The following is a 26,055-nucleotide window of genomic DNA, read 5'->3' as shown; positions in this document are numbered from 1 at the left end:
GGCCGTGCCGCGCCATCTCTGCTTGCGCCTGCGAATACGCCTGCGCGGCGCACCGATCAACTGCGCGATGGCGCCGGGCGTACGATCAGCCGGCGAAAAAGGCGACCAGCCTGGGGATCACCTGCGTGGGGGCTTCGTCCATCAGCCAATGGCCGGAGCCTTCGATCATCACGCCCTCCACATTCTCGGCGGCGAGGCGCCCTTGGGCGATGAGAAACGGCCCCGAGGCCTTCTCGCCCGTCAGGACCAGCATGGGCATGGTCAGCTTGGTCTTGGCAAAGCCCGCGAAATCCGCCGCATCCTGCTCAAAGGCGCGGAACACCTCGAAGCCCGCCTGCATGCCCCCCGGCTGGGCGTAGGCCGCGGCGTAGAGCGCCCGGTCGGCCTCGGACACCGACTTGTCGGGATCGGCGGCGAAATCGTTCCAGAAATGCTCCAGATAGATGCGCTCGCGCCCCGCCACGAGGGCAAGGGCGGTCTTGCCGTAGAAATGGAAATGCCACAGGTCGCGCAGCAGCCAGACCGTGGTCCAATCCCCCACGCCGGGAAGGAACGCGTCCATCAGCGCGATGCGGCTCACCGCGTCGGGATGCTGGGCGGCGAGGGCATAGGCGACCATCAGCCCGATATCGTGGCCCGCCACGCCGTAGCGCGCGTGGCCGAGCTGCGCCATGAGGGCGTGGACGTCCTGTGCCATGGTCTTCTTGTCATAGCCCGCTTCGGGCTTCGAGCTGTCGCCGAAGCCGCGCAGATCGGGCGCGATGACCGTGTGGGTCTTGGCGAGCGCCGCGATCAGCGGCCGCCACATGTGGCTGGTCTGGGCATAACCGTGCAGCAGCACGACCGGCGTGCCGGAGCCGCTGCTCAGATAGTGCATGCGCACGCCGTCGAGATCGGCGAAGCGGCTGGCGATGGGGGCGGAAGCGGAAGCGGCGGTGCCGCCGTCGGCAGGCGCGGAAAACACCGGTGAGAGGATGGGCATGTTGCTCTCCTTGTCCGCTGCGCGCCATGGCCGCGAGCCCTGGGCGGGGGCCATGCCTTCGGCCCCGGACCATAGGCGCATCGCCGCGCGGCGGCCATCGCCAAAGTGCGATCGGCAGAAGAAAGCGCGCCTCGGAAGGTTAGGCGCCGGCGCGATTTCCGGTTAGTCTTGGCCTCAAATGATCCCGCCACGCCGGCCGCCGGCAGAGGGGCCATCGTCATGAAACTCGGACCTCGCGACGAACCCCTTCCGGCGGACGGATCTTCCGCCGCGGCCGCGCCCGTTCACAAGCACGGCCAAGCCACGCCCGGCGCCGCAACGGGCGCGGGCGCGGTGGGCGCGGGCGCGCTCGGCATCGGCTCCGTGGGCGCCTTCGCCTTGGGCGCCCTGGCGGTGGGCGCGCTCGCCATCGGCGCGCTGGCCATCGGCCGCCTCTCCATCGGCCGCGCGCGCATCAAGCGGCTGGAGATCGACGAGCTGGCGGTCGGGCGGATCGTTCCGCTGCCGCGCCGGAGGTGACCGCCGCGACCGACGCAGGCGCTCACCCAGAGCCGATCTCCCGCCCGTCCTGAACCCAGGCGCCGTCATGTCCCGGCGCGTCCGGGGCATCCATCATTTCGCCTGCGCCCCGCTCGAAATCCAAGCGCCGGCCCGGCCGCCCGGTGGACCCTCCGGACAAGCCGGAGGGTGACGGACCGGAGCGAGGGACGGCCGCGGCTGTCCCCTACCCCTTGGTCCTTCGCCCGCCCTTGCGAAACCCCTTGGTGCCCGGATCGGGTCGCGGGCGGGGACGGAAGGCGTCTTCGCTGAGCGGCACGGCGCGGTCGGTGCCGGGGCCCATGTCGTCGAGCGACGGCTTGTGAGCGCGGGTCGCGGAGGCCGGGGTTTCGGGCGGTCCGGTGCGGCTCGTCCTCCCGGAGGCGCCGGGCGCGGCGAGCGCGCCCGGCGCCCGGCCCTCGCCCGCCAGCGGCGAAGGCAGGCCCGGCCGGGACGACGCGGCGGCGCCGCCCCGCGCCTTGGCCTTGCCGGCCTCCTTCGGCGGCAGATTGGCGGCGCGGCCGTATTTGCGCGCGCCCTTGAAGCCGCCGGTCCTGTCGTCCACCGCCTCCTGGCGCGCCAGCGGATCGTCGGAGACCGCGAGCTCGGTCGCCTCCAGCCGGCGGATCTCGTCGCGCAGGCGGGCGGCGGTCTCGAAGTCGAGGTCGGCGGCCGCGGCGCGCATGCGCTTCTCGAGGTCCGCCATGACGGTCTTGAGGTTGTGGCCGAAGGCCGCCCCCTCCTCGGCGAGGCCGGCATCCACCTGCACGTGGTCGCGCTCATAGACCGAGTTGAGGATGTCGCCGATCGCCTTCTTCACGCTCTCCGGCGTGATGCCGTGGGCGGTATTGTAGGCCACCTGCTTCTCGCGGCGGCGCGAGGTCTCCGCCATGGCCCGCTCCATGGAGCCGGTGACGTGGTCGGCATAGAGGATCACCCGCCCGTCCACGTTGCGCGCGGCGCGGCCGATGGTCTGCACCAGCGAGGTCTCGGACCTAAGGAAGCCTTCCTTGTCGGCATCGAGGATGGCGACGAGCCCGCACTCGGGAATATCGAGGCCCTCGCGCAGCAGGTTGATGCCGATCAGCACGTCGAAGGCGCCGAGGCGCAGGTCACGGATGATCTCGATGCGCTCGATGGTGTCGATGTCCGAGTGCATGTAGCGCACGCGGATGCCGTTCTCGTGCAGATACTCGGTCAGGTCCTCGGCCATGCGCTTGGTGAGCACGGTGACCAGCGTCCGGTAGCCCTTGGCCGCCACCGCCCGCACCTCGCCGAGCAGATCGTCCACCTGGGTGCGCGCCGGGCGCACGTCCACCGGCGGATCGATCAGGCCGGTGGGGCGGATCACCTGCTCGACGAACACGCCGCCGGTCTTGTCCATCTCCCACGAGCCGGGCGTGGCCGAGACGTGGACGGTCTGCGGCCGCATGGCCTCCCATTCCTCGAACCGCAGCGGGCGGTTGTCCATGCAGCTCGGCAAACGGAAGCCGTATTCCGCCAGCGTCGCCTTGCGGCGGAAGTCGCCGCGATACATGGCGCCGATCTGCGGCACGGTCACATGGCTCTCATCGATGAAGACGAGGGCGTTGTCGGGCACGTATTCGAACAAAGTCGGCGGCGGCTCGCCCGGCTTCCTGCCGGTGAGCCAGCGCGAATAGTTCTCGATGCCGGCGCAGGAGCCGGTCGCCTCCATCATCTCCAGATCGTAGCGGGTGCGCTGCTCCAGCCGCTGGGCCTCCAGCAGGCGGCCCATCTTGTAGAGCTCGTCGAGGCGCACCTTCAGCTCGGCCTTGATGCCGGAAAGCGCCTGGATCAGGGTCGGGCGCGGCGTGACATAGTGCGAGGCGGCGTAGACCCGCACGCTCTTCATGTCGCCGCTCTTATGGCCGGTGAGCGGGTCGAACTCGGCGATGCTCTCCACCTCGTCGCCGAACAGCGAGACGCGCCACGCGCGGTCCTCGTAGTGGGCGGGGAAGATCTCCACGCTGTCGCCGCGCACCCGGAAGGTGCCGCGGGCGAAATCCGACTGGATGCGCTTGTATTGCAGCGCCACGAGGTCGGCGAGCAGGCTGCGCTGGTCGATGCGCTCGCCCACCTTGATGTCGAAGGTCATGGCCGAATAGGTCTCGACCGAGCCGATGCCGTAGATGCACGACACCGAGGCGACGATGATCACGTCGTCCCGCTCCAGCAGCGCGCGCGTCGCCGCATGGCGCATGCGGTCGATCTGCTCGTTGATGGAGGATTCCTTCTCGATGTACGTATCCGTCCGCGGCACATAGGCCTCGGGCTGGTAATAGTCGTAATAGGAGACGAAATATTCCACCGCATTGTCGGGGAAGAAGCTCTTGAACTCGCCGTAGAGCTGGGCGGCCAGCGTCTTGTTGGGCGCCATGACGATGGCGGGGCGCTGGAGCTTCTCGATCACCTTGGCCATGGTGAAGGTCTTGCCCGAGCCGGTGACGCCGAGCAGCACCTGGTCGCGCTCGCCCGCCTCAGCCTGCGCGCACAATTCGGCGATCGCCTGGGGCTGGTCGCCGGCGGGCTCGAAGTCGCTCTTCATGGTGAAGGGAACGCCGCCCTCGGACTTCTCCGGGCGCGGCGGGCGGTGCGGCACCCAGAGCTGGCCGTCCACCTCGGGGCGCCCGCCCTCGATCAGCTTGGAGAGCGCCTGGACGGTGGCGGAGGCGCCGGCCGATTCGAAGTCGCCCACGAGCCCCGCGGGGTCGAGGCCCAACGACGCCGCGAGTTTGGGATCGAGCGCCTGCTGGGGCGCGGGCTCGAAGTGGCGCTGGGAGCGCTCACCGAGCTTTCCGGGACGGGATGCTTTGGCCATGCGCCCAATATGGGGCCGCCGGGCGGCGGCGAAAAGGGCGCTCTGCCCGTGCCGGCCGCCCCCCGGCCGACGCGGGCAGGTCCGATGGGGCGGCTGCGGCACCACAATCCGCAAATGCCGCGCCTGTCACAATTTGAGGATTGATCGGCATCTTATGCTTCGCCTCGGGGGGATGCGCAGCCCCCCACCGGCCATGCCCGTTGGTGCCGGGCCTAACCAGCCGCGCCGAAACGACCAACAGGCCGATGCATCGGCGACGCGCCCTCGACCCCGGCCAAGCCGGATATGGTCCAAGCCCTAGGCGGCCGAGTCGGTCCACGCCCCGAGGTCCGGATCCTGGGGTGGACGGCGCGGCGGTGGACCGGCAGGCGGCGTGCCTGCCGGTCGGGCGCAGGGGCGCGCCTCGCCCACGGGTGTTGGGCCGAAGGCCCCCTCAGATGCCCCGCACCAGCGTCGAGAGCGTCAGCACGCCCCAGGCGGCGGTCATGAGATAGAAGCGGTTCATGCCCGTCACCATGGGGATGGGCGTCGCGAAGCTGATCAGGGCGACGAGCGCCAGGATCAAAGAGACGAAGAACATCAGAGCGGAAGGCTTGCCCACTTGCATGAAAGGCTCCTGTGACGGTCGGGGAAGACGGCCCGCGGCGGCGCCGCGGGCCTTACGCACACCTCCTGAGGACAGCGGCGGCCGCGCTGGCGCGCCGCCACGGCGGTCGGCGCGGACGGCTCGCACCCGTTCCGCCCGCGTCGTCCAAACGCCGGGCGCGGCGGCGCGGGTCCGCGTTCTCTCGGGGCGCAGGGCGCCGGCCCCAGGACGCAAGCGGCGGGCACCGATCAGGCCCGCCGGTTGAGCGCATGGCCGATGGCGGCGGCCACCGCCGCCTGCCACAGCACGTAGAGCAGGATGAATTGCGACACCTCGATGCCGGGCCCCACCAGGGTGGTCTGCGCCCCGGCCGACAGCGGCTCGATGATGATCCAGTCCTGGAACAGCATGCCCGCCACCGTGCCGGCGAGGATCACGCGCGCCGCAGAGCCCGCCCGCCGCAGAGCCGGACGGGCGCGCGACGCGCCGGCGAAGGTCAGCGCGGCGCCGACCAATCCCGCCGCGCCGCCGGCGAGGGCGCGCACCAGCTCCGGCCGCAGCCCCCCGCCCTCGGAATCAAGGAAATTGCCGATCTGCAGCCAGACATTGATGGCGAGCACCCAGCCCGCGACGGTGGCGAGAAAAACCAGTGCCCCCTTGACCGGCGCCAGCCCGCCCGGCGCAAGGCCGATCACCAGGACCAGCGCGAAGGCGAGCGGCGTGAACAAAGTCACGCCGCCGGTATGGATCACCAGGCCGCCGGCATCCTGAGGCAGCCCGAAGCCGAAATCCGGCACGATGCCCGACACCAGCCCCGACACGGCTCCCAGCAGTCCCCAGACGATCGTGCTCATGCCCGCCTCCTATCCGGCGCCGGCCGCATCCGGCGACGTCGCCCTGTCGCCGTGCGTCCTATAATACCATGACGCCCGCCCAACGTTCCGACTTTCTGGCCGCGGTTTGGCATTTCAGGCGATGGCGCATGGCGCGGGCGGGAGCCGGACGCCGTTGCGCTCGGCGGCATTTGCCGGTCCCCTTGGCAGGCCATCCCGAATCCGGCCCGCTGGCCGGCATTCCCGCACCGGACCGCCCACCATGCCCAACCTGTCGACGCTTTTCCCGCCGTCCCTTGCCCCGATCATGATGCTCGTCGCCTCCAACGTCTTCATGACGTTCGCCTGGTACGGGCACCTCAAATACAAGTCCTCGCCGCTGCTCCTCGCCATCATCGCCAGCTGGGGCATCGCGTTCTTCGAATACTGCCTCGCCGTGCCGGCGAACCGCATCGGCTCGCAGGTGTATTCCACGGCGCAGCTCAAGACCATGCAGGAGGTGATCACGCTGCTGGTCTTCGCCGCCTTCTCGGTGCTGTATCTGAAGGAGCCTTTGGGCTGGAACCACGCGGTGGGCTTCGCCCTCATCGCCGCGGGGGCGTACTTCGTCTTCCACGAGTTCTGACGGTGGCGGCCGCGGGCTCCGTCCGCACGCCGTGCCGCCTCTCCCCCAGGGCGAGGGGTCGCCCGCGCGCAGCGCCGGTTCGGACGCGCAGCCGTCCGCCTTCCCAGGAGAGGAGCCCCGCCCTCAGCGCGCCGGCACCACCCGCAGGATGCGCCCGTCCTCGGCGTCGGTGGCGAGCCACAGGGCGCCGTCGGGACCCTGGCGCACGTCGCGCACGCGCGCCCCGAGGTCGAGCCGCTCCTCGCCGGTGACGCGGCCATCCTCCACCTTCACCAGCACCAGCGCCTGCCCCGCGAGCGCGCCGACGAACAGCTGCCCCTTGAAGGCCGGCATCAGATCGGCGGAATAGAAGGCCGCGCCCGAGGGCGCGATGGAGGGGTCCCAGTAGAACAGCGGCGGCTCCATCCCGGCCCGGGCGGTGCCCTCGCCGATCTTGGCGCCGGAATAGTGACGGCCGAAGCTGATGACCGGCCAGCCGTAATTCCTGCCCGCCTGCGGCCGGTTCACCTCGTCGCCGCCGCGCGCGCCGTGCTCGACGGTCCAAAGCGCGCCGGTGGCGGGCTCGAGCACCGCGCCCTGCACGTTGCGGTGGCCGAGGCTGTAGATCTCCGGCCGCGCGCCCGCGGTGCCGCGGAACGGGTTGTCGGCGGGAATGGAGCCGTCAGGATTGATGCGCACCAGCTTGCCGATGGTGGTGGCGGGGTCCTGCGCCTGCTCCATGAGGTTGTAGCGGTCGCCCAAGGTGACGAACAAGGTGCCGTCGCGGGCAAAGACCAGGCGCGAGCCGAAATGGTTGCCGCCGGAATAAGGCGGCTCCTGGCGGAAGATCACTTCGAGATCGTCGAGGCGCAGCCGGTCGAGGTCGAGGCGCGCCCGGGCGACGGCGGTGGCCGCGCCGCCGTCGCCCGGCTCCGCAAAGCTCAGATAGAGGCGGCGGTTGGCGGCGAAGTCGGGATCGAGCGCCACGTCCAGGAGGCCGCCCTGGCCGCGCTCGAACACCCGCGGCACGCCGTCGAGGGGAGCGGACAGGCGGCCCTCGCGCGAAACGAGGCGCAGCCGCCCGGGCCGCTCGGTGACGAGCAGGCGCCCGTCCGGCAGGAAGACCATGCCCCAGGGATGCTCCAGCCCGGCAGCGAACGGCACCACGCGCACGGTCTCGCCGCCGAAGCGCACCGGCGCGCCGTCGGCCGGCGCGCCGGACGCCGCGGTAATCGGCAGCGCGAGGCTTGCGGCAAGGGACAGGAGAACGGCGGCCGCGGGCCCAGCCATCAACGCCCAGGGCGGCGCGCGAGGCGTGCCTCGGCCCACCGGCGCGCCGCGAGGCCGGTCAGCAGCATGGCGCCCACGACGGCGACCACGAGCAGCGCCGCCGGGGTGGTGAGCGAAGGCAGAGCCTTCAGCCCGGCGGCCGCCGCGCGCTCGATGCTCAGCACGAAGGCCACCGCGCCGATGGCGAACATGAGGGTGAGAGTCAGCGCGGCCTGGGTGACGGCGTCGCCCGCCTTGTGGGCGCGCACGGCGCGCGCGAGGAGCTTGGGGTCAGCCGCCGAGAGCGGCGGCCGCGCCGAGAAGCCGGCATGACCGAGAACACGGGAATCGAGGTCGAAAGGCTCCGACATGATGCACTCGCTCGATGTTCTTCGCCGATGCGGTGCGCATTCGCGCCGCGGCTCAGCTGATTCGACGAGAAGAAGGTGAAGTTCAACTGTGGCCCCACGGCGGACAACCATGGCGACATCGTGACGATTGGTCACGGTCCCGCGATTTTCTCCCGCGGAGCAGGGGCTTGGCGACCTCACCGGACGGGTTCAACTCCCGATCAAAGCCATCCCGGCCAAAAAGTTCCCAAAAAAAGACACCGCCGCAAAATGGCCGCCGCCGACACCGTCAGGCGGCGGCCTCGGCCGGCCGCCAGGCCATGTCCACATGGCCCGGCTCGGCGGCGACGCGGGCGAGCCAGGCGCGAACGGCGGGAAAGCCGGCGAGCGAGAAGTCCCCCTCCTCCGCCACATGGGTGTGCGCATAGAGCGCGATGTCGGCGATGGTGAGTCGGTTGCCGACGAAGAAGGCGCGACCCTCCCGGCGGCTCGCCAGATGGCGCTCCATCACCTTCAGGGCGCCGTAGCCCTCCTCCATCCAGCGATCCACATCGTGGGTGCGCAGGTCGCGCCCGCCGCGCACCTGGCGGAGCCAGAAGCGGGCGGCGGCGATGCCGGGCTCGTGGCTGTTCTGCTCGAAGAACATCCAGCGCAGCGTCTCCGCCCGGGCGAGCGGCGCCTGCGGCAGAAACAGCGTAGCCTCGGCGAGGTGGAACAAGATGGCGTTCGATTCGGCGAGGAAATGCCCGTCCACCTCGAGCAGCGGCACGCGCCCCTCGGGGTTCATCTCGAGGAATTCGGGGGTGCGGTTCTCGCCGGCGAAGATGTCCACCTCCACCAGGTGGAACGGCAGGCCGAGCTTCGCCAGCATCAGCCGCACCTTGTAGGAATTGCCGGACGACTGCGTCGAATAGAGCGTCAGCATGCGGGCCTCCTTCCCCGGCGCGGCGCGTCCCGGCGCCGGGTCTTCGCCCCTGTTTAGCCGAGAGCGCGCACAGATACACCCCGACCATGGGACACACCCCGGCGGTTGTGGCCGCACGACGATCCATCACGATTCGCGAGGTCAGCTATCGCGCTTCCTTGCTTGTTCGCGGCGCACGGCTCCTCTAGTGTCCGCGCGCCCCGGCCCAAGCGCCGCGCGGCGCAACGTGCCACATCCGCCCCGCGATCGCCGCCGAAGCCCCGCCCTGCGCGGCGCCGGCGCGCCGGGGGCGCGTCCGGAGTCCCAGGGCCATGAGCCTCATCTCGTCGGCGCTCAAGCGCATCAAGCCGTCCCCCACCATCGCCATCACCAACAAGGCGCGGGAGCTGAAGGCGGCCGGGCGCGACATCATCGCTTTGTCGGCCGGCGAGCCGGACTTCGACACGCCGGAGAACATCAAGGAGGCGGCGATCGCCGCCATCCGGCGCGGCGAGACCAAATATACCGCCGTGGACGGCATCCCCGAGCTGAAGGCCGCCATCTGCGCCAAGTTCAAGCGCGAGAACGGGCTCGACTACAAGCCCGCGCAGGTCTCGGTGGGCACCGGCGGCAAGCAGGTGCTGTTCAACGCTTTGATCGCCACCCTCGATCCCGGCGACGAGGTGGTGATCCCGGCGCCCTATTGGGTGAGCTATCCCGACATCGTCGAGTTCTGCGGCGCCAAGCCGGTGCCGGCGCTGACCCGGCTCGAGGACAATTTCAAGCTCCGCCCCGAGGTGCTGGACGCGGCCATCACCCCGAAGACCAAGTGGCTGATCTTCAACTCGCCCTCGAACCCCTCGGGCGCCGCCTACACCCATGACGAGCTGAAGGCGCTCACCGACGTCCTGCTGAAGCATCCGCAGGTGTGGATCCTTTCGGACGACATGTACGAGCACCTGGTCTATGACGACTTCACCTTCGTCACCCCGGCGCAGGTGGAGCCGCGGCTCTATGAGCGCACGCTGACCCTCAACGGCGTCTCCAAGGCCTATTGCATGACCGGCTGGCGGATCGGCTACGGCGCCGGCCCCGAGCCGCTCATCAAGGCCATGGGCACGCTGCAGTCGCAGTCCACCTCCAATCCCTCCTCCATCGCCCAATGGGCGGCGGTCGAGGCGCTGACCGGGCCGCAGGACTTCATCCCGGTGAACAACAAGGTGTTCAAGGAGCGCCGCGACCTGGTGGTGTCGATGCTGAACCAGGCCAAGGGCCTGACCTGCCCGAAGCCGGAGGGCGCGTTCTACGTATTCCCCTCCTGCGCCGGCGCCATGGGCAAGATCGGACCGTCCGGCGCCCGGATCGAGACCGACGAGGATTTCGCCGCCCAATTGCTGGAATCCGAAGGCGTCGCGGTGGTCCAGGGCTCCGCCTTCGGCCTCGGGCCGGCGTTCCGCATTTCCTATGCTACCGCCACCACCGACCTGGAGGAGGCCTGCCGCCGCATCCAGCGCTTCTGCGGCGCGCTGACCTGACGCGGCGACACGGCGAAAGAAAGGGAACCAGGGTCCAAGACAAGCGTTGGCGGAGCGTTGGAGTCGGGCTAAAGCCTTCGCGGTCGTCAGCGCTGGTCTCAGAACCCGCTTCCCATAGGAGGAACGACACCATGAAGATTGTTCTCAAAGCCGGCCTCGCGGCGGCCGCCCTCGTCGCCGTCGGCGCCGTGCCCGCCTCCGCCCAGTCGCGCGTCCAGGTCGGCCAGCTGGTCTGCACCGTGGCCCCGAGCGTGAGCTTCGTCATCGGCTCCGTGCGCGACATGACCTGCAACTTCCGTCCGACGGTCCGCGGCGCCAAGGGCGGCACCTACCGCGCCGAGGTCCGCCGCTTCGGCCTCGATCTCGGCGTGAGCGGCAAGGGCGTGCTGGTGTGGGGCGTGTTCGCCCCGTCGGCGAACGTCCCGAGCGGCGCGCTGCGCGGCACCTATGTGGGCGCCTCCGGCAACGCCACCATCGGCGTCGGCCTCGGTGCCAACGTGCTGGTGGGCGGCTCGCGCAACACCTTCGCGCTGCAGCCGCTCTCGGTCGAGGGCCAGACCGGCCTCAACCTCGCCCTGGGCGTCTCCGACCTGACGCTGCGCTGATTCGGTCCGCCGGCGCCTCGGCAACGGGGCGCCGGGCACCGCGGAAGCCTCCGCGCGCGCCCCCTCCGGGCGCGCGTTGGCGTTTTCGGCCCTTTCCGATCAATGGGTTCGCCCGCCCGCCGGCGCCCCGACCTTCCCTTGCGCCGCGCCGATGTTGCGCCCGACCGGCCGCCGACGTACCAGTCGGTGCTGGTCCATGTCCCCTGGGGGAACCCATGCGCACGTCCTTTGGCCTCGCCGCCCTCGCCTTCGCCTCCATCGCCGCCGCCACCCCCGCCGCCGCACAGTCGGCCAAGGTCCAGGCCGGCTTCCTGATCTGCAGCGTCGCCCCGTCGGTGGGCTTCGTGATCGGCTCGATCCGCGAGATGACGTGCGAGCTGCGCAGCGCCCAGGTGCAGCCCTACAACGTCATGGCCCGCTACAAGGGCACCGTCAGCCGCTTCGGCGTCGACATCGGGGTCAGCGCCGGAGGCACCTTGGGCTGGGCGGTATTCGCCCCCACCGCCAGCATCGCCCCCGGCAACATCTCCGGCAGCTATGTGGGCGTCTCGGCCGACGCGGCCTGGGCCATCGGCGGCGGCGCCAACGTGCTGCTCGGCGGCTCCAACAGCACCGTGGCGCTCCAGCCGCTGTCGCTCGAAGGCGTCACCGGCGCGGTCCTGGCGGCCGGCGTGGCCGACTTGAAGCTGGCCCTCCTGCCGAACTGAGCCGCGGCATCGCGCCGCCGGCGTCCGAGGACCGGGGGTGGCGGCGCACGGCGCCGCCGCCGAACCGGCCCACCGCCTCGCTTCCCGGGTGGACGCACCACCCGATCGCCGCGCGCGGCGGGCCGGCACCTTCCCTTGGGTCCCGATTGCGCCGCCACGGCCCGCGAAGTAGCTCTCGTTTCCCATTCCACTGGGGGGACGATCATGCGTGCCACCTTCGCCGCCACGGCGCTCGCCGTCGCCACTCTCGCCGTCGCCGATCTTGCCGCCACGCCCGCCGCGGCGCAGGCGCCCGCCCCGCCCGCCGCCAAGGTCCAGTCGGGCATGCTGGTCTGCAAGGTGGCGCCCTCCATCGGCTTCATCATCGGCTCCATGCGCGAGATGGGCTGCGAGTTCCGCAACACCGCGGGCCAGCCTTATGTGGTGCTGTCGCGCTACAAGGGCTCCATCGCCCGGTTCGGCATCGACATCGGCGCCCTGGCCCAGGACACGCTCGCCTGGGCGGTGTTCGCCCCCACCGCCACGCCTGCCCCCAGCGACATCGCCGGCGCCTATGTGGGCGTCTCGGCGGATGCGGCCTGGCTGATCGGCGGCGGCGCCAACGTGCTGCTCGGCGGCTCCAACAACCAGATCGCGCTGCAGACCGTCTCGATGGAGGGCATGGTGGGCGCCGACGTCGCCGCCGGCGTCGCCGACCTCACTTTGGTGCTGCTCCCCAACTGAGCCTGCGCCGGGTGTGTGCGATCGGCCGTTGCAATCCCTGGTCCGAAGGCGCACAAGGAAAACGGTGAATCGTGCTTCGGAGCCTGGTTCGCCGGGGGCGTGACGGGCCGGAGCGGGCCTTCCGCGTCGGCCTCCTGCACGCGGCGGAGCTTGGCGCCGCCGCGCCGTGTCGCGTCCTCGTGGGGCAAGCTCCGGGGGATTGGCGCATGCGAGGCCTGCTTCCGCTCCTGCTGCTCGGGACGGCGCTGACCCTTGCCGGCACCGGGAACGCCTCCAGCCCCACCATGCCGCAGGTCTCCGCCGGGCTTCTGGAATGCCGCGGCGAGTTCGCCACCGGCTACGGCTTCGGCTCCTCGCGCAAGGTGCGGTGCGAGTTCCGCCCCTCCATGGGCACGAACCACTATTATTCCGGCACCCTCGACCGCGTCGGCCTCGATTTCGGCATCTCCGACCAGGGCAGCATGCTGTGGGCGGTGCTCGCCACCTCGCCGAACATCGATCCCGGCGCGCTGGCCGGCACCTATGTGGGGCTCTCCACCGGCTTTGCGCTTGGTCCGGGCTTCTCGGCCAACGTGCTCGCCGCCCAGGACGCCGGACGGCAGGTGACGCTGCAGCCGCTCAGCATCTCGGCCGACAGCGGGCTCAGCGTGTCGCTGGCGAGCGCGACCTTGCGGCTCGAGAGCTCGGCGACCGTTCCCCAATAGTCACGCGCAGGTGAGCCGCCACACGCGCGTTTGACTTGCCGGTCCTCCAGCCGGGCCAGATGTTTGCGCCGGTTCGGAGGACGAGGCATGCACATTCGACGCAAACGCGGCTGGGAACTCCCGGAGGCGGCGGCAACACCCGAGGCGCTCTATCTGTCGCGCCGCGATGCGCTCGGCGCGGGCGCGGCGCTGATCGCCTCCTCGCTGCTCGCGCGGCCCGCGGCGGCGCAGCGCCTGTCCGAGATTCCCGATCCGTCCGCCGGCCTTTATCCGGCCAAGCGCAACGACGCCTATGCGCTGGACCGCGCGATCACGCCGGAGGCGCGCTCCAGCACCGTGAACAATTATTACGAGTTCAGCTACGGCAAGAACGTCGCTCCCTCCATGACGCGCTTCATGCGCCGCCCGTGGACGGTGAAGATCGACGGCATGGTGGAGAAGCCGTTCGAGATCGGCATCGACGATCTGCTCAAGAAGGTGACGCTGGAAGAGCGCCTCTACCGCCACCGCTGCGTCGAGGCCTGGTCCATGGCGGTGCCGTGGACCGGCTTTCCCATGAAGGACCTGGTGGCGCTCGCCAATCCCACAGGGTCGGCGAAGTACATCCAGATGGAAGCCTTCCTCGACCCCAAGGTGGCGCCGAACCAGCGCGACTTCCGCTACCCCTGGCCCTATGTGGAGGGGCTGACCATCGCCGAAGCGCGCAACGAGCTCGCTTTCCTGGTTACCGGCGTCTACGGCAAGCCGGCGCCGGGCCAGTTCGGCGCGCCGCTGCGCATCGCCTTGCCGTGGAAGTACGGCTTCAAGTCGCTGAAGGGCATCGTCCGCTTCACCTTCACGGACATCCAGCCGGTGAGCTTCTGGGAGCAGGTGCAGGGCTCGGAATACGGCTTCTGGGCCAATGTGAACCCCAAGGTGGCCCATCCGCGCTGGAGCCAGGCCAGCGAGGAGGACATCACCACCGGCGAGCGCCGTCCGACGCTGCTCTACAACGGCTATGGCGACTACGTGGCCGACCTCTACAAGGGCCTGGAGACCAAGAAGATCTGGTACTGAGGCCCGGGCCGCGCACCGGCCCCCCCGAACGAGAAAGGCCCCGGCGCGGCATGCGCGCCGGGGCCTTCCCCCGAACCGGACCGGGCGGCCCGCTGGCGGACCGGCGCCGGCCGGCCCCCGCCTCAGTTGACGGGCTTGGGGATCACCGACTTCCAGACCGCGATCTCGGCCGCGAAGCGCGCACCGTGGGCGTCGGGGCCGCGCTCGGCGGGCGGGAACACGTTCGTCCCCACGTCATTGAAGCGCTTGACGATGGTCTCGTCCGCCAGCGCCTTCTGCAGCGCGCCGTTGAGCTTGGCGACCACGTCCGCCGGCGTGCCCTTGGGCGCGTAGAGCCCGTGCCAGATGATGAAGTCGAAGCCCTTGAGCCCGGCCTCCTGGAGCGTCGGCAGCTGCTTCAGCACCGTGAGCCGCTCCTTGGAGGTCACCGCGAACGCCTTCACCGTGCCGGCCTGGATCTGCGGCACGGCGGTGGTGGACTGGTCGCACAGGAGGTCCACCTGCCCGCCCATCAAATCGTTCATGGCCGGTCCGGTGCCGCGATAGCCCACCTCGGTCATGGTGACGCCCAGTGCCTTCTGCAGCAGCAGGCCACACAGATGCGAGTTCGAGCCCACGCCGGCATGGGCGATGGTGGTCTTGTTGCCGCTCTCCTTCACCATCTTCAGCAGCTCGGCGATGTTGGCCGCCGGATAGTCCTTCTTCGAGAGCAGCACCATCGGCCCGTAATTGATGAGGCCGAGGGGCGCGAAGGCGTTGGTGGTCTCGTAGGACAGATTGCCGTAGAGCGCGGCGCCGGCCGCCAGCGCCACGTGGTGAATGAGGATGGTGTAGCCGTCGGGCGCCGCCTTGGCGAGGCGCGCCGCGCCCGCCGTTCCGCCCGCGCCGGCGACGTTCTCGATCACCACCTGCTGGCCAAGGCTCGCCGTCATGGACTGGCCGAGCAGGCGGGCGATGGCGTCGCTCGGCCCGCCGGCGGCGAACGGCACGATCATCGTGATGGGACGGGACGGGAAGGTCTGAGCCTCAGCCCCCGCCGTCGCCAATGCAAGTCCCGCCGCCGCGGCTGCGATCCATTTCCCGAAACGCATCATGATCCTCTCCTTGCTGGCGTTTTCCTCCCGCGGCAGCCGTGCGTCGCGCTGGCCGTTCGCGAGTTCCCGTGAGCCTTGCGATCGCGGGGCGCTTGACACGCCCCTCCGACTAACTCATCTATCCTATATCTTATAGAAGACTTGCCCGCGGAGGGCAAGTCGCAGGAGGCGAGGAGGAACGCGTGACTGCGCCGCAGCTGCTGGTTCACGAGAAGAAGGACACGGTGGGAGTCGTGGTGGTGGAAGGCCTGAAGGCCGGCACCGACATGCTGTGCGTGGTGACGCACGACAACTCCGCCTTCAACCTCACGGCCAAGATGGACGTCCCCATCGGCCACAAGATCGCCCTCGTCGACATCAAGGCCGGCGACACCATCTGGAAGTACGGCCAGGACATCGGCATCGCCAAGGCCGACATCGCCAAGGGCGAGCACGTCCACGTCCACAACGCCAAGACCAAGCGCTGGTGAGGGTGAAAATGTCCGAGATCGCCATGTTCCACGCCCAGAGCGCCGAGAACCCCTTCAAGGGCGGCGCCCCCGACCAGCTGGTCACCAAGGCCACCCCGCCGGCCCGCGCCTCGCAGAACTATGCGAAGGCCACCTTCCGCGGCTGGCGCCGCGAGAACGGCCGCGTCGGCGTGCGCAACCACGTCGTGCTGCTGCCGCTCGACGACCTCTCCAACGCCGCCTGCGAGGCGGTGGCGCACCATGTGAAGGGCACCCTGGCGCTGCCCCACGCTTATGGCCGCCTGCAGTTCGGCGCCGATCTCGACCTGTTCTTCCGCACCCTGATCGGCATCGGCTCGAACCCGAACGTCGCCGCGGTGGTGGTGATCGGCATCGAGGACCAGTGGACCAAGATCGTCGTCGACGGCATCGCCAAGACCGGCAAGCCGGTGGTGGGCTTCGGCATCGAGGGCAACGGCGACATCGCCACCGTCGCCAAGGCGTCCTACCAGGCCAAGCGCTTCGTCCAGTGGGCGAACGAGCTGCCGACCGAGGAGTGCCCGGTCACCGATCTGTGGATCTCCACCAAATGCGGCGAGAGCGACACGACCACCGGGCTCTCCTCCTGCCCCACGGTCGGCAACATGTATGACAAGCTGATCCCGCTCGGCATCTACGGCGTGTTCGGCGAGACCTCGGAGATCACCGGCGCCGAGCACCTGTGCAAGGAGCGCGCGGCGAGCCCCGAGATCGCCGAGAAGTGGTTCAAGATGTGGAAGTCCTACCAGGACGACGTGATCGAGGCCCACAAGACCAACGATCTTTCCGACAGCCAGCCCACCAAGGGCAACATCGTCGGCGGCCTCACCACGATCGAGGAGAAGGCGCTCGGCAACCTGGAGAAGATCGGCCGCGAGTGCCGCTATATCGACGCGCTCGAGCCCGCCGAGGCCCCGGCCAAGGGTCCCGGCCTCTATTACATGGACACTTCCTCGGCGGCCGCCGAATGCGTGACCCTGATGGCGGCGGCGGGCTATGTGATCCACACCTTCCCGACCGGTCAGGGCAACGTGATCGGCAATCCCATCGTCCCGGTGATCAAGATCTCCGGCAATCCGCGCACGGTGCGCACCATGGGCGAGCACATCGACGTGGACGTGTCCGGCGTGCTGCGCCGCGACATGACCATCCCCGAGGCCGGCGACGCGCTCATCGACATGATCGTGCGCACCGCCAACGGCCGCCTCACGGCGGCGGAGGCCCTCGGCCACCGCGAGTTCGTGATGACCAAGCTCTATCGCAGCGCCTGAGCGGGCGGCGGCCGGCGACGGCCGCCTCTGCTTCGCAGCGAGACGCAAAGGCCGCCGGCAGGAGATGCCGGCGGCCTTTTGCGCGTTCCGCCTCCTCCGCCGCTCCCCGCTTGCGCCCGCCTCGGGCGGCGGGGGCTGCGGACGGCGGGGCGCAGGAGGTCGGATCACATCGGCGGTGCCAGCGCGCGCCGCCTCACGCGGCGGCGCGGCGCCGCAGATCCTCGAGCAGCGGTGCCGGCACGGAGATGCCCTGCGCCGCCGCCTTCGCCCGCGCGCCGAGGCGCCGGTCGCCGGGAAGGCGGGTGCCGTCCTGGCCGAGAATGGCGCCGAGCAGCACTTCGAGGCGGGCCGCGAAGTCCGGCCCGCCGAGCCGCGCCGGGTCCATCACCACGAACAGGTGGCCGATGCGCGGCGCCGGCCCGGCCGCCGTGAAGAAGGAGGAGGCCTCGAAGCCGAACTGGCCGCCGGTGAGCGCCGCCGCGAGGATCTCCACCATCAGCACCAGCGCCGCCCCCTTGGCATCGCCGATGGGCAGCATGGTGCCCGCGAGCGCGGCCTTGGGGTCGGTGGTGGGCCGGCCCTCGGGGTCCAGCGCCCAGTCGTCGGGGATCGCGGTGCCGCGCTGGGCGGCCACCATGATCTTGCCGCGCGCCACCTTGCTCAGCGAGGCGTCGATGACGAGCGGCGCCGCGCCCGCGCGCGGCACGGCGAAGGCGATGGGGTTGGTGCCGAACACGCCGGCCGCCCCGCCCCAGGGCGCGATGGCGGAGGGCGAGTTGGAGAAAGCGAGGCCGGCGAGCCCGCGCGCCGCGAGCTTTTCCACATGATGGCCCATGGCGCCCGCATGGTGCGAGGCATAGACGGCGACACCGACGATGCCGGTGCGCGCCACCCGCTCGGCCGCCGCGTCCAGCCCGGCGGCGATGGCGGGGAAAGCGAAGCCGGCGCCCGCGTCGACCCGCAGCGTTGCCTCGGCGGTCCAGTCGAGGGCCGGCACGGCCGCGCCGGCGACCTTGCCGCTCTTCACCTGGTCGGCATAGGCCGGCAGGCGCGACAGGCCGTGGCTGGCGATGCCGTCGGCCTCGGCGGCCACCAGGGCATCGGCGACGGCGGCGGCGTTCCGCGGGCTGGTGCCGACGGCAGCCAGCACGGCCAGAGCGAGATTTCGCGCCTCTTCGAGCGTCAAATGGGCGGTCATGCGGCGGCGCGCTCCTTCAGCACGTGGGCGACCGCCTCGGCCACCGCCGCGCTCACGCGGACATTGGATTCCTCCGTCACCCCGGCGATGTGCGGCGTGAGGATCAGGTTCGGCACGCCTTTGAGCGGCCCGCCGCCCGGCAGCGGCTCGCGCTCGAACACGTCGAGCATGGCGCCGCCGAGCCGGCCCGCCTTGAGGGCATCGGCCAGCGCGGCCTCGTCCACCACGCCGCCGCGCGCGGCATTGATGAGCACCGCGTCCCTGCGCATGCCGGAGAGCGCCTCGGCGCCGATCAGGCCGCGCGTCGCCTCGGTCAGCGGCACATGGAGGCTCACCGCATCCGCCTGCGCCAGGAGATCGGCAAGCGGCAGCGGTGTGGCCGCGAACTGCGCGTACACCGGATGGTCGTCCGGCAGGAACGGATCATGCGCCAGGATGCGCATGCCGAGCGCCGAAGCACGCCGCGCGGTCTCGCGGGCGATGGCGCCGAAGCCGACGAGACCGAGCGCGCGCCCGGAGGTCTCGCGGCCCATCAGGCGGGTGCGCGGCCAGGCGCCGTCCGCCACCTCCGCGGAGGAATGGTAGGCGCCGCGCAGCAGCATCAGCACGCCGCAGATGACGTATTCCGCCACCGAGAGGTCGTTGGCGCCGGTGGCGGGGCGTACGGCGATGCCGCGCGCCTCGCAGGCGGGAACGTCGATATTGTCGAGGCCGACGCCGAGCCGGCCCACCACCACGAGGCGCGGCGCCTTCTCCAGCAGCGCCGCGCGCACCTGGGTGCGGTTGCGCACGATGAGCGCCCGCGCCGGGCCGAGCAGAGCGGCGAGAGCGTCGGGCCGGTCCACCAAGGTCGGGTCGTAGGCGACGTCGTAGTGCGCGCGCAAAGCATCGAGCGCACCCGCATCCATGAACTCGGTGACGACGATATCGGCCATGTGCTCTCCCCGCATCCTCTGCCGCGCCCGCCGGCCTGGCCCCTCGAGGGAGCGGGCTGGCGTCCGCGCATTCTGATGTTATATATAAGATATATGACTTCCTCCATCCGATCCCGCAAGCGGGATTCGGGCGCGGCGGAGAATCCGCTTATAAGACGGAGCGTTGATGGATCGGCGGGGCACGAGCGTGGCGAGGACCAAGGCAGCGGAGGCCGGTGCGGGCACGGCACAGCCGGAGAGCGCCATCCCCGCGCCGACGCGCGCAACAGCCCGCGCGCGCGCCGCGGCATCCCCGGCCGCGCCGGAAGCCGACGGCCTCGCCTCCAAGCCGCTCTACCGCCAGGTGCGCGAGGCGCTGATCCGCCGCATGGTGGAAGGCGTGTGGGCGCCCGGCGCGCCTTTGCCCAGTGAAATGCAGCTCGCGGCCGAGCTGCGCGTCAGCCAGGGCACGGTACGCAAGGCGCTGGACGAGATGGCGGCCGAGAACCTGGTGGTGCGCCGCCAGGGCCGCGGCACCTTCGTCGGGCGGCACGACGAGGACCGCATCCTGTTCCAGTTCTTCAAGCTGGTGTCGGACGACGGGGTGCGCCGCTTTCCCGAGAGCCGCGTCCTGTCCATCGTCAAGGGCAAGGCGAGCGAGAAGGAGGCGCAGGCCCTCGCCCTCGCCCGCGGCGCGCGGGTCATCCGCATCCGCCGCATGCGCGCGCTCGGCGGCGTGCCGATCCTGGTGGAGGACCTCGCTCTACCCGAGGCGCTGTTTCCCGGCCTCGTCGAGGCGGGCGTGCCGAACAACGTCTATGGCCTCTACGCCGCGCGCTACGGTGTCACCGTGGCGCGGGCGCGGGAGAAGCTGAAGGCGGTGGCCGCGCCGGCCGAGGATGCGGCGGTGCTGGGCGTGCCGCCGGGAACGCCGGCGCTGCTCATCGACCGGCTCGCCTTCTCGCTGGAGGAGGTGCCGGTGGAATGGCGCGTCAGCCTCTGCCTCACCGGCACCATGCATTATCTCTCCGACCTCACCTGAGCGCCGGCCCGGACGCAGCCGGTGGCGGGTCCGCGCTTGGCTGCGGGCGCGCGACGCGGCAAGCTTGCGCCGGCAGAGCCTGGCCGAAACCGGCTGATCCGATGGCCCGCCGGCTCGCCTGCCATTCCAAGGATAGGCACGCGCCGATGGAGTACCGCCTCGTCTACACCACCTTCCCCGACCGCGCGGCGGCCGAGGACGCCGCCCGCGCGCTCCTGGAGCAAAGGCTCGTCGCCTGCGCCAACATCCTGCCGGGCATGGTCTCGATCTATCGCTGGGAGGGGAAGACCGAGCGCGCCGAGGAGGCGGTGATGCTGCTCAAGACCACGGCCGCGCGCGCCGCGGCGGTGGTGGAAGCGGTCGCCGCGCGGCATCCCTACGAGGTGCCGGCGATCCTGGTGCTGCCCGTGGACGGCGGCGGCGCGCCGTTCCTCGCCTGGATCGGCGCGCAGACGGCGTGAGGGATCAGGCCGCCTTCAGCAGGCGGTAGAGGTCGCGGCGGATCTGCTCGTTGCCGGCGATCACGTGGCCCTTGTCGAGGATCTTGTCGCCGTCGTCCATGTCGGAAACGTAGCCGCCCGCCTCGCGCACCAGGATCAGGCCCGCCGCCATGTCCCAGGGCTGCAAATTGCGCTCCCAGAAGGCATCGAAGCGGCCCGCCGCCACCCAGGCGAGGTCGAGCGCCGCCGAGCCGGTGCGGCGCAGGCCCGCCACCTGGGTCTGCACGGCGACGAGCTCGCGGTTGAACTGCGCATGGTCGCCCCGGCCCATGTGCGGCAGGCCGCAGCACACCACCGCATCGGCGAGCTTGCGGCGCGCCGCGACGCGCAGGCGCCGGTCGTTGAGGAACGCGCCCTGGCCCTGCTCGGCGACGAACAGCTCGTCGGCCACGGGATTGTAGATCACCCCCGCCACCGCAACGCCGTTCCGCACCAGCGCCACCGAGATGGCGAACATGGGAATGCCGTGCAGGAAATTGGTGGTGCCGTCGAGCGGGTCGACCACCCATTCGTTGGCGGGGTCGGTGCCCTCCACCCGGCCGCGCTCCTCCATCAGGAAGCCGAACCCCGGCCGCACCTTGGAGAGTTCGGCATAAAGCATGTCCTCGGCCTTGCGGTCGGCGGCGGAGACGAAGTCCGCCGGCCCCTTCATGGAGACCTGGAGTTGCTCCACCTCCCCGAAGTCGCGGGCAAGCGCGCGGCCGGCCTTGCGCACGGCCTGCACCATGACGGTCATGAGGGGGGTACGGATCATCTCGAACGGGTCCCGGATTGGCCGCACTGGCGCCCGCAAAAGGGTACGCGCTGGGGCAGGGGCTGGTGTGAAGTCGGCGCGAGGTGTGCCCGGCCCCCGCGCCGCCGTCAAGGCGGCGCGGCTTCGGGACCATTTGGCCGCCGTCAAGGCGGCGCGGCTTCGGGACCATTTGGCCGCCGTCAAGGCGGCGCGGCTTCGGGACCATTTGGCCGCCGTCAAGGCGGCGCGGCTTCGGGACCATTTGGCCGCCGTCAAGGCGGCGCGGCTTCGGGACCATTTGGCCGCCGTCAAGGCGGCCCGGTCAGCCGCCCCATTTGTGGGCCTGGGCCTCGGCTTTCGCGCGGTCGGCATCGCCGAGCTTGGCCACCACGCCGTCCAGCATGGGATCGCCGAGCCCCTTCTTCTTGGCCAAAAGATGCCAGGCGGCAGCAGCGACCTTGTCCGGCGCCGTGCCGCGCCCGGCCGCCAGCAGGCGTGCGTACCGGTTCTGGGCGATGGCGTTGCCGGCCAGCGCCGCGCGGCGGAACAGGGCGGCGGCGGCGGCCTCGTCCTTCGGCACGCCGATGCCATTGAACTGCATGATGGCGAATTCCACCTGGGCGGTGACGTGGCCGAGTTGCGCTGCCTTGGCCATCAGCTTGGCGGCGCGCACATTGTCCTTCTCGACCCCATTGCCCTCCTTCACCAGAATGGCGAGGGCATAGAGCGCGTCCTCCAGATCGTGGGCCGAAGCCTCCTCGAACCAGCGCGCGGCTTCGGAATAGTCCCTGGGCACGAGGCGCCCCTGGAGATAGAGCAGGCCGAGATTGTAGGCCGCCGCGCCGCTGCCCTTCTCCGCCGCGGCGCGGAACAGGCGCGCGGCCTCCAGCTCGTCCGCCTTCTGGCCGTCGCCCGTGAGCGCCATGAGGCCGAGCGCGAACATAGCGTCCGCCGAGCCGGTGTCCGCCGCCTTCTTGTACCACTCGCGCGCCTTCTTCGGGTCCTGGGGGACGCCGAAGCCGCGCCCATAGAGTTCGCCGAGCAGGGTCATGGCGGCGGGATCGGTGCCGGCGCGCTTCAGCGCCTCGGTATAGGCGGTGATGAAATAGCCGCGCTGATAGGCGCCATAGGCGACGTCGCCGCTGCCCTCGGCCGCCGGCGCCGCAGGCTTCTGAGGCTCGGCCTGGGCACCGGGCTTGGCACCGGGCTTGGCGGCGGGCTTCGGCGCCGGCTTGGGAGGCGGCGCGAGCTTGGCGGGCGGCGCGGTCTGCGCCGCAGCGGTGCCGGTCCCGGCGCGGCCGAAGAGGAGCGCAAGCACCAGCGCGCCGGCGCACGCGGCCGCTGTGGAAACGCCGCTCCCGCGCCGCATCAGGCGCCGGCCTCGCCGGTGCGGGCGACGGCGAGGCGCGCCATGGCGGCAGCGACGTTCTGCGGACCGCGCCCGGCTTCGAGCAGCGGGCCGGACAAGGCGACGAAATCGGCGCCGGCGCGCGCCAGCGCCTCCACCTCGTCGAGGGAGGTGGCGACGCCCACGCACGGCACTTCGAACAGCTCCGCCCACCAGGTGGCGAGATCGAGGGTGCGGGGAAAGCCGGCCGCATCGCCCGCCAGAGGGCCGAACAGCACGTAGTCGGCGCCGCTCTCGCCGGCGAGCATGGCGTCGTGCCGGTTGGCGAGGCCGCCGGCACCGACGATGGCCCCCGGCTTCAGGGCCGCGAGCGCGCCCTTCAAGGCGGCCGGATCGGAGACGTGCGCGCCGTCGAGCCGCGCGGCGGCGACGCCCGCCGGCGTGCCTTCCACCAGCGCCGCCACGTCGCGGCCCTGCGCCGCCTCCACCTGCTCGGGCGCCGGCGCCCCGCGCCAGATCACCGCCGCCACGTCGCCGGCATCGAGGCACGCGCCGAGATCGGCCATGCCGGCCTGCGGCAGGATCATCATCAGACGGGCGCCAAGCGGCGGAAGGGGTGCGCTCATGGGAGAGATCGGTCCGCCAAGAAACGGGCGAAAGCGGGGCGCGCGGCGGGCGCAGCCCGAGGGGAGCGCGACCTTAGCCGCTGGTCCCGGCAAAGGAAACCGGTACCGCATCGGTATGGACGAAGCGCGGAATATTGCACCGCGACACGCCGCCCAAATCGATTTAGAATGGAAGCCTCCTCCGCTCGGCTGGGGTCCGGCGCGCGATGCGCGGCCGTCCCACGTCGGGCATCCTGCCTCTTGCGGAACGTCCGGCGTCCTGTGGCATTGCCCTTCGCGGGCGTCGCCGGGCGCGGCTTGCCGGTGCAGGATGGCGCGCGATGCGCGAGCGGCGGGGCCGGGATTCGCACCGGTTGCGCATCGGGCGCTTCGACAGGGAGACGGGAATGGTCGCGCGGGTGATTGCGGTGGAGCCCTTCGACATCGTCGTGTTCGGGGCGACCGGGGACCTCGCCCGGCGCAAGCTGCTGCCCGCCCTCTATGAGCGCGACCTCGCCGGCCAGCTGCCCGAGGCGTGCCGCATCTTCGGCGTCTCCCGGCGCCCCATGGAGCGCGCCGCGTTCGCGGCCTTCGCGCGCGAGGCGGTGGAGGACCGCGACGGCATCGAGGACGGGAACGCCGCCGACCTCGCCCGCTTCCTCCACCGGCTCGATTACGTGGCGGTGGACGCGCTCTCGGACGAGGGCTGGGCGGACCTCGCCGCGCGTCTCGCCGACGCCGAAGACCGGGTGCGGGTGTTCTACCTCGCCGTCGGCCCGGACCTGTTCGACGACATCTGCGCGCGCATCGGCGCCGAAGGCCTCGTCACGCCGCGCACCCGCGTGGTGGTGGAGAAGCCCGTGGGCAAGGACCTCGCATCGGCGCGCCAGGTGAACGCCGCCGTGGGCCGGGTCTTCCCCGAGGAGTCGGTGTTCCGCATCGACCACTATCTCGGCAAGGAGACGGTGCAGAACCTGATGGCGCTGCGCTTCGCCAATGCCCTGTTCGAGCCGGTGTGGAACAGCGCGCACGTCGACCATGTGCAGATCACGGTGGCCGAGAGCATCGGCACCGCCGGACGCGCCGGCTATTACGACACCGCCGGCGCGCTGCGCGACATGGTGCAGAACCACATGCTCCAACTGCTCTGCCTGGTGGCCATGGAGCCGCCGGTCTCGCTCGACGCCGATGCGGTGCGCGACGAGAAGCTGAAGGTGCTCAAAGCCCTCGTCCCCATCGACGAGAAGAATGCGGGCCAGCTCACGGTGCGCGGCCAGTATCGCGCCGGCGCCTCGGCCGGCGGGGCGGTGCCGGGCTATCTGGACGAGCTCGGCGCGAGCGCCTCCAGCACCGAGACCTTCGTGGCGCTGAAGGCGGAGATCGCCAACTGGCGCTGGTCCGGCGTGCCGTTCTACCTGCGCACCGGCAAGCGCCTCGCGAGCCGGGTCTCGGAAATCGTGGTGGCGTTCCGGCCGATCCCCCATTCGGTGTTCGACAGCCAGGCGGGGCCGATCATGGCCAACCGGCTCGTGATCCGCCTCCAGCCCGACGAGGGGGTGAAGCTGTGGCTCATGATCAAGGACCCCGGCCCGGGCGGCATGCGGCTGCAGCACGTGCCGCTCGACATGAGTTTTGCGAGCGTGTTCGGGGTGCGCAACCCGGATGCCTATGAGCGCCTGCTGATGGATGTGGTGCGCGGCAACCAGACGCTGTTCATGCGCCGCGACGAGGTGGAGGCCGCCTGGCGCTGGGTCGACCCGATCCTGGAGGCCTGGCGCCACTCCCGCGAGGCGCCCAGGCCCTACACCGCCGGCACCTGGGGGCCGTCCGCCGCCATCGCTTTGATCGAGCGGGACGGGCGCACCTGGGCGGACGACGCCTGAGCCCGGCCATGGCGGACTCTCCCCTGCCCTACGCGCTCGCCGCCTACGCCGACCGGGCCGCGCTCGCCCGCGCCCTCGCCGCCCATGTGGCGCAGGCGCTGCTCGCCCGGATGGCGAAGGACGGCGCGGCGAGCCTCGCCGTCTCCGGCGGGCGCACGCCGGCTTTGTTCCTGGAGACGCTGTCGGGCGCCCCCCTCGACTGGGGCCGCATCACCGTGACGCTGGTGGACGAGCGCTGGGTTCCGGAGACCTCGGCGCGCTCCAACGCCGCCCTGGTGCGCGCCCACCTGCTAAAGGGCGAAGCCGCGAGGGCGCGCTTCGTGCCGCTCTATACCGGCGCGCCGACGCCCGAGGACGGGCTCGCGGACGCCGAGGCGCGCGTCGCCGCGCTGCCCTTGCCGTTCGCCGCCGCGGTGCTGGGCATGGGGGACGACGGCCACACCGCCTCCTTCTTCCCCGGCGCGGCCGGCCTCGGCGCGGCCATCGATCCCGCCGCCCCCGCTCTGCTCGCGGCGGTCCGCGCCGCGGCGGCGGGCGAGCCCCGCATCACCTTCACGCTGCCCCCGCTGCTTGCCGCCGACACGCTTCTGCTGCACATCGAGGGCACAGTGAAACGGGAGGTGCTGGGGGCAGCCTCCCGTCCCGGCGCGGTGGAGGCGATGCCCATCCGCGCCGTGCTCCTCAACGCCCGTCGCCCCCTGGACGTCCTGTGGTGCCCGTGATGGAGACCGCGATGGAGACCTGC

The 26,055-nt window shown here is 71.1% G+C and carries 27 protein-coding genes; 14 read left to right on the top strand and 13 right to left on the bottom strand.

Features of this window, described 5'->3' with window-relative positions; genetic code table 11:
- Window positions 1-85 precede the first annotated feature (85 nt).
- On the bottom strand, window positions 86-982 hold the full coding sequence (locus tag ABLE88_RS10710) for an alpha/beta fold hydrolase (RefSeq protein WP_348831567.1): 897 nt from the start codon (window positions 980-982) through the stop codon (window positions 86-88).
- A gap of 219 nt (window positions 983-1,201) precedes the next feature.
- Between ABLE88_RS10710 and ABLE88_RS10705 the strand changes: the two genes are divergently transcribed.
- On the top strand, window positions 1,202-1,501 hold the full coding sequence (locus tag ABLE88_RS10705) for a hypothetical protein (RefSeq protein WP_348831566.1): 300 nt from the start codon (window positions 1,202-1,204) through the stop codon (window positions 1,499-1,501).
- A 205-nt stretch (window positions 1,502-1,706) separates the two neighbouring features.
- Here the strand turns inward: ABLE88_RS10705 and uvrB are convergent, their stop codons facing one another.
- From uvrB to ABLE88_RS10690, 3 genes are all read right to left on the bottom strand, one after another.
- Window positions 1,707-4,358: an excinuclease ABC subunit UvrB gene (gene uvrB / locus ABLE88_RS10700; protein ID WP_348831565.1), complete on the bottom strand. Its 2,652-nt coding sequence runs from the start codon at window positions 4,356-4,358 to the stop codon at window positions 1,707-1,709.
- Between the two features lie 433 nt (window positions 4,359-4,791).
- On the bottom strand, window positions 4,792-4,965 hold the full coding sequence (locus ABLE88_RS10695; RefSeq protein ID WP_348831564.1) for a hypothetical protein: 174 nt from the start codon (window positions 4,963-4,965) through the stop codon (window positions 4,792-4,794).
- Between the two features lie 227 nt (window positions 4,966-5,192).
- The gene (locus tag ABLE88_RS10690) at window positions 5,193-5,798 is read right to left on the bottom strand and encodes a hypothetical protein (protein WP_348831563.1); all 606 of its coding nucleotides are present in this window, start codon (window positions 5,796-5,798) and stop codon (window positions 5,193-5,195) included.
- A 241-nt stretch (window positions 5,799-6,039) separates the two neighbouring features.
- Here ABLE88_RS10690 and ABLE88_RS10685 point away from each other — a divergent pair, with 241 nt between their 5' ends.
- Window positions 6,040-6,402: a DMT family protein gene (locus tag ABLE88_RS10685; protein ID WP_348831561.1), complete on the top strand. Its 363-nt coding sequence runs from the start codon at window positions 6,040-6,042 to the stop codon at window positions 6,400-6,402.
- Window positions 6,403-6,525: 123 nt separating this feature from the next.
- Here ABLE88_RS10685 and ABLE88_RS10680 read toward each other — a convergent pair whose 3' ends face one another.
- The 3 genes from ABLE88_RS10680 to ABLE88_RS10670 all read right to left on the bottom strand — a co-directional run bounded on the left by ABLE88_RS10680 (window position 6,526) and on the right by ABLE88_RS10670 (window position 8,925).
- Window positions 6,526-7,671 carry a PQQ-dependent sugar dehydrogenase gene (locus ABLE88_RS10680; RefSeq protein WP_348831560.1) on the bottom strand — a complete coding sequence of 382 codons (1,146 nt, stop codon included), beginning with the start codon at window positions 7,669-7,671 and terminating at the stop codon, window positions 6,526-6,528.
- Entirely contained in the window at window positions 7,671-8,021 is a 351-nt protein-coding gene (locus ABLE88_RS10675) for a hypothetical protein (protein ID WP_348831558.1), read from the bottom strand. Before ABLE88_RS10675 ends, ABLE88_RS10680 begins: the two co-directional genes overlap by 1 nt.
- A gap of 268 nt (window positions 8,022-8,289) precedes the next feature.
- Entirely contained in the window at window positions 8,290-8,925 is a 636-nt protein-coding gene (locus tag ABLE88_RS10670) for a glutathione S-transferase family protein (RefSeq protein ID WP_348831556.1), read from the bottom strand.
- Between the two features lie 311 nt (window positions 8,926-9,236).
- Between ABLE88_RS10670 and ABLE88_RS10665 the strand changes: the two genes are divergently transcribed.
- The 6 genes from ABLE88_RS10665 to msrP all read left to right on the top strand — a co-directional run bounded on the left by ABLE88_RS10665 (window position 9,237) and on the right by msrP (window position 14,234).
- Entirely contained in the window at window positions 9,237-10,439 is a 1,203-nt protein-coding gene (locus tag ABLE88_RS10665; protein ID WP_348831555.1) for a pyridoxal phosphate-dependent aminotransferase, read from the top strand.
- A 131-nt stretch (window positions 10,440-10,570) separates the two neighbouring features.
- A complete protein-coding gene (locus tag ABLE88_RS10660; RefSeq protein ID WP_348831554.1) occupies window positions 10,571-11,044 on the top strand; it encodes a DUF992 domain-containing protein in 474 nt (157 codons plus the stop codon).
- A 215-nt stretch (window positions 11,045-11,259) separates the two neighbouring features.
- The gene (locus ABLE88_RS10655; RefSeq protein WP_348831552.1) at window positions 11,260-11,751 is read left to right on the top strand and encodes a DUF992 domain-containing protein; all 492 of its coding nucleotides are present in this window, start codon (window positions 11,260-11,262) and stop codon (window positions 11,749-11,751) included.
- Window positions 11,752-11,955: 204 nt separating this feature from the next.
- Window positions 11,956-12,474, top strand: a complete 519-nt coding sequence (locus tag ABLE88_RS10650; RefSeq protein ID WP_348831551.1) for a DUF992 domain-containing protein — start codon at window positions 11,956-11,958, stop codon at window positions 12,472-12,474.
- A 206-nt stretch (window positions 12,475-12,680) separates the two neighbouring features.
- Complete coding sequence (locus ABLE88_RS10645; RefSeq protein ID WP_348831550.1) at window positions 12,681-13,178, top strand: DUF992 domain-containing protein; 498 nt, start codon at window positions 12,681-12,683, stop codon at window positions 13,176-13,178.
- Window positions 13,179-13,265: 87 nt separating this feature from the next.
- A complete protein-coding gene (gene msrP / locus ABLE88_RS10640; protein ID WP_348831549.1) occupies window positions 13,266-14,234 on the top strand; it encodes a protein-methionine-sulfoxide reductase catalytic subunit MsrP in 969 nt (322 codons plus the stop codon).
- Between the two features lie 122 nt (window positions 14,235-14,356).
- Here msrP and ABLE88_RS10635 read toward each other — a convergent pair whose 3' ends face one another.
- Window positions 14,357-15,325, bottom strand: coding sequence for a tripartite tricarboxylate transporter substrate-binding protein (locus ABLE88_RS10635; protein ID WP_348831655.1), 969 nt, complete (start codon window positions 15,323-15,325; stop codon window positions 14,357-14,359).
- 185 nt (window positions 15,326-15,510) lie between these two features.
- Between ABLE88_RS10635 and ABLE88_RS10630 the strand changes: the two genes are divergently transcribed.
- Window positions 15,511-15,798 carry a UxaA family hydrolase gene (locus ABLE88_RS10630; RefSeq protein WP_348831547.1) on the top strand — a complete coding sequence of 96 codons (288 nt, stop codon included), beginning with the start codon at window positions 15,511-15,513 and terminating at the stop codon, window positions 15,796-15,798.
- 8 nt (window positions 15,799-15,806) lie between these two features.
- Window positions 15,807-17,087, top strand: coding sequence for a UxaA family hydrolase (locus ABLE88_RS10625; RefSeq protein ID WP_348831545.1), 1,281 nt, complete (start codon window positions 15,807-15,809; stop codon window positions 17,085-17,087).
- 193 nt (window positions 17,088-17,280) lie between these two features.
- Here the strand turns inward: ABLE88_RS10625 and ABLE88_RS10620 are convergent, their stop codons facing one another.
- Both ABLE88_RS10620 and ABLE88_RS10615 read right to left on the bottom strand, forming a co-directional pair.
- The gene (locus ABLE88_RS10620; protein ID WP_348831543.1) at window positions 17,281-18,285 is read right to left on the bottom strand and encodes an Ldh family oxidoreductase; all 1,005 of its coding nucleotides are present in this window, start codon (window positions 18,283-18,285) and stop codon (window positions 17,281-17,283) included.
- Window positions 18,282-19,220: a hydroxyacid dehydrogenase gene (locus ABLE88_RS10615; protein WP_348831542.1), complete on the bottom strand. Its 939-nt coding sequence runs from the start codon at window positions 19,218-19,220 to the stop codon at window positions 18,282-18,284. Before ABLE88_RS10615 ends, ABLE88_RS10620 begins: the two co-directional genes overlap by 4 nt.
- Before the next feature lie 166 nt (window positions 19,221-19,386).
- On the opposite strand from ABLE88_RS10615, the gene ABLE88_RS10610 reads away from it, so the two are divergent.
- Window positions 19,387-20,241 (top strand): GntR family transcriptional regulator, encoded by an 855-nt coding sequence (locus tag ABLE88_RS10610; RefSeq protein ID WP_348831541.1) that lies wholly within the window; start codon window positions 19,387-19,389, stop codon window positions 20,239-20,241.
- Between the two features lie 146 nt (window positions 20,242-20,387).
- Window positions 20,388-20,702, top strand: a complete 315-nt coding sequence (gene cutA / locus ABLE88_RS10605) for a divalent-cation tolerance protein CutA (RefSeq protein WP_348831539.1) — start codon at window positions 20,388-20,390, stop codon at window positions 20,700-20,702.
- Window positions 20,703-20,706: 4 nt separating this feature from the next.
- Here the strand turns inward: cutA and ABLE88_RS10600 are convergent, their stop codons facing one another.
- The 3 genes from ABLE88_RS10600 to ABLE88_RS10590 form a co-directional block, all read right to left on the bottom strand.
- Window positions 20,707-21,495 (bottom strand): inositol monophosphatase family protein, encoded by a 789-nt coding sequence (locus tag ABLE88_RS10600; protein WP_348831538.1) that lies wholly within the window; start codon window positions 21,493-21,495, stop codon window positions 20,707-20,709.
- A gap of 301 nt (window positions 21,496-21,796) precedes the next feature.
- A complete protein-coding gene (locus tag ABLE88_RS10595; protein ID WP_348831536.1) occupies window positions 21,797-22,792 on the bottom strand; it encodes a tetratricopeptide repeat protein in 996 nt (331 codons plus the stop codon).
- A 50-nt stretch (window positions 22,793-22,842) separates the two neighbouring features.
- Window positions 22,843-23,448 carry a thiamine phosphate synthase gene (locus tag ABLE88_RS10590; protein ID WP_348831534.1) on the bottom strand — a complete coding sequence of 202 codons (606 nt, stop codon included), beginning with the start codon at window positions 23,446-23,448 and terminating at the stop codon, window positions 22,843-22,845.
- Between the two features lie 386 nt (window positions 23,449-23,834).
- Here ABLE88_RS10590 and zwf point away from each other — a divergent pair, with 386 nt between their 5' ends.
- Complete coding sequence (gene zwf, locus ABLE88_RS10585; protein ID WP_348831532.1) at window positions 23,835-25,310, top strand: glucose-6-phosphate dehydrogenase; 1,476 nt, start codon at window positions 23,835-23,837, stop codon at window positions 25,308-25,310.
- 8 nt (window positions 25,311-25,318) lie between these two features.
- A complete protein-coding gene (gene pgl, locus ABLE88_RS10580) occupies window positions 25,319-26,032 on the top strand; it encodes a 6-phosphogluconolactonase (RefSeq protein WP_348831531.1) in 714 nt (237 codons plus the stop codon).
- The last annotated feature ends 23 nt before the right edge of the window (window positions 26,033-26,055 follow it).

The organism is Xanthobacter luteus (assembly GCF_040049235.1).
In the GTDB taxonomy this organism is placed as follows: Bacteria; Pseudomonadota; Alphaproteobacteria; order Rhizobiales; family Xanthobacteraceae; genus Xanthobacter.
Note: the sequence above shows the minus strand (reverse complement) of the source record. Positions and strands in the feature narration are given on the sequence as shown.

What these genes read in the sequence shown, in the direction of transcription:
- ABLE88_RS10690 (WP_348831563.1), bottom strand. Translation starts at nt 5,798, where the DNA reads ATGAGCACGATCGTCTGGGGACTGCTGGGAGCCGTGTCGGGGCTGGTG.
- msrP (WP_348831549.1), top strand. Translation starts at nt 13,266, where the DNA reads ATGCACATTCGACGCAAACGCGGCTGGGAACTCCCGGAGGCGGCGGCA.
- ABLE88_RS10610 (WP_348831541.1), top strand. Translation starts at nt 19,387, where the DNA reads ATGGATCGGCGGGGCACGAGCGTGGCGAGGACCAAGGCAGCGGAGGCC.
- ABLE88_RS10665 (WP_348831555.1), top strand. Translation starts at nt 9,237, where the DNA reads ATGAGCCTCATCTCGTCGGCGCTCAAGCGCATCAAGCCGTCCCCCACC.
- uvrB (WP_348831565.1), bottom strand. Translation starts at nt 4,358, where the DNA reads ATGGCCAAAGCATCCCGTCCCGGAAAGCTCGGTGAGCGCTCCCAGCGC.
- ABLE88_RS10590 (WP_348831534.1), bottom strand. Translation starts at nt 23,448, where the DNA reads ATGAGCGCACCCCTTCCGCCGCTTGGCGCCCGTCTGATGATGATCCTG.
- ABLE88_RS10670 (WP_348831556.1), bottom strand. Translation starts at nt 8,925, where the DNA reads ATGCTGACGCTCTATTCGACGCAGTCGTCCGGCAATTCCTACAAGGTG.
- ABLE88_RS10655 (WP_348831552.1), top strand. Translation starts at nt 11,260, where the DNA reads ATGCGCACGTCCTTTGGCCTCGCCGCCCTCGCCTTCGCCTCCATCGCC.
- ABLE88_RS10650 (WP_348831551.1), top strand. Translation starts at nt 11,956, where the DNA reads ATGCGTGCCACCTTCGCCGCCACGGCGCTCGCCGTCGCCACTCTCGCC.
- ABLE88_RS10695 (WP_348831564.1), bottom strand. Translation starts at nt 4,965, where the DNA reads ATGCAAGTGGGCAAGCCTTCCGCTCTGATGTTCTTCGTCTCTTTGATC.
- ABLE88_RS10620 (WP_348831543.1), bottom strand. Translation starts at nt 18,285, where the DNA reads ATGACCGCCCATTTGACGCTCGAAGAGGCGCGAAATCTCGCTCTGGCC.
- ABLE88_RS10685 (WP_348831561.1), top strand. Translation starts at nt 6,040, where the DNA reads ATGCCCAACCTGTCGACGCTTTTCCCGCCGTCCCTTGCCCCGATCATG.
- ABLE88_RS10635 (WP_348831655.1), bottom strand. Translation starts at nt 15,325, where the DNA reads ATGCGTTTCGGGAAATGGATCGCAGCCGCGGCGGCGGGACTTGCATTG.
- ABLE88_RS10705 (WP_348831566.1), top strand. Translation starts at nt 1,202, where the DNA reads ATGAAACTCGGACCTCGCGACGAACCCCTTCCGGCGGACGGATCTTCC.
- cutA (WP_348831539.1), top strand. Translation starts at nt 20,388, where the DNA reads ATGGAGTACCGCCTCGTCTACACCACCTTCCCCGACCGCGCGGCGGCC.
- ABLE88_RS10675 (WP_348831558.1), bottom strand. Translation starts at nt 8,021, where the DNA reads ATGTCGGAGCCTTTCGACCTCGATTCCCGTGTTCTCGGTCATGCCGGC.
- ABLE88_RS10625 (WP_348831545.1), top strand. Translation starts at nt 15,807, where the DNA reads ATGTCCGAGATCGCCATGTTCCACGCCCAGAGCGCCGAGAACCCCTTC.
- ABLE88_RS10645 (WP_348831550.1), top strand. Translation starts at nt 12,681, where the DNA reads ATGCGAGGCCTGCTTCCGCTCCTGCTGCTCGGGACGGCGCTGACCCTT.
- ABLE88_RS10660 (WP_348831554.1), top strand. Translation starts at nt 10,571, where the DNA reads ATGAAGATTGTTCTCAAAGCCGGCCTCGCGGCGGCCGCCCTCGTCGCC.
- pgl (WP_348831531.1), top strand. Translation starts at nt 25,319, where the DNA reads ATGGCGGACTCTCCCCTGCCCTACGCGCTCGCCGCCTACGCCGACCGG.
- ABLE88_RS10600 (WP_348831538.1), bottom strand. Translation starts at nt 21,495, where the DNA reads ATGATCCGTACCCCCCTCATGACCGTCATGGTGCAGGCCGTGCGCAAG.
- zwf (WP_348831532.1), top strand. Translation starts at nt 23,835, where the DNA reads ATGGTCGCGCGGGTGATTGCGGTGGAGCCCTTCGACATCGTCGTGTTC.
- ABLE88_RS10710 (WP_348831567.1), bottom strand. Translation starts at nt 982, where the DNA reads ATGCCCATCCTCTCACCGGTGTTTTCCGCGCCTGCCGACGGCGGCACC.
- ABLE88_RS10680 (WP_348831560.1), bottom strand. Translation starts at nt 7,671, where the DNA reads ATGGCTGGGCCCGCGGCCGCCGTTCTCCTGTCCCTTGCCGCAAGCCTC.
- ABLE88_RS10615 (WP_348831542.1), bottom strand. Translation starts at nt 19,220, where the DNA reads ATGGCCGATATCGTCGTCACCGAGTTCATGGATGCGGGTGCGCTCGAT.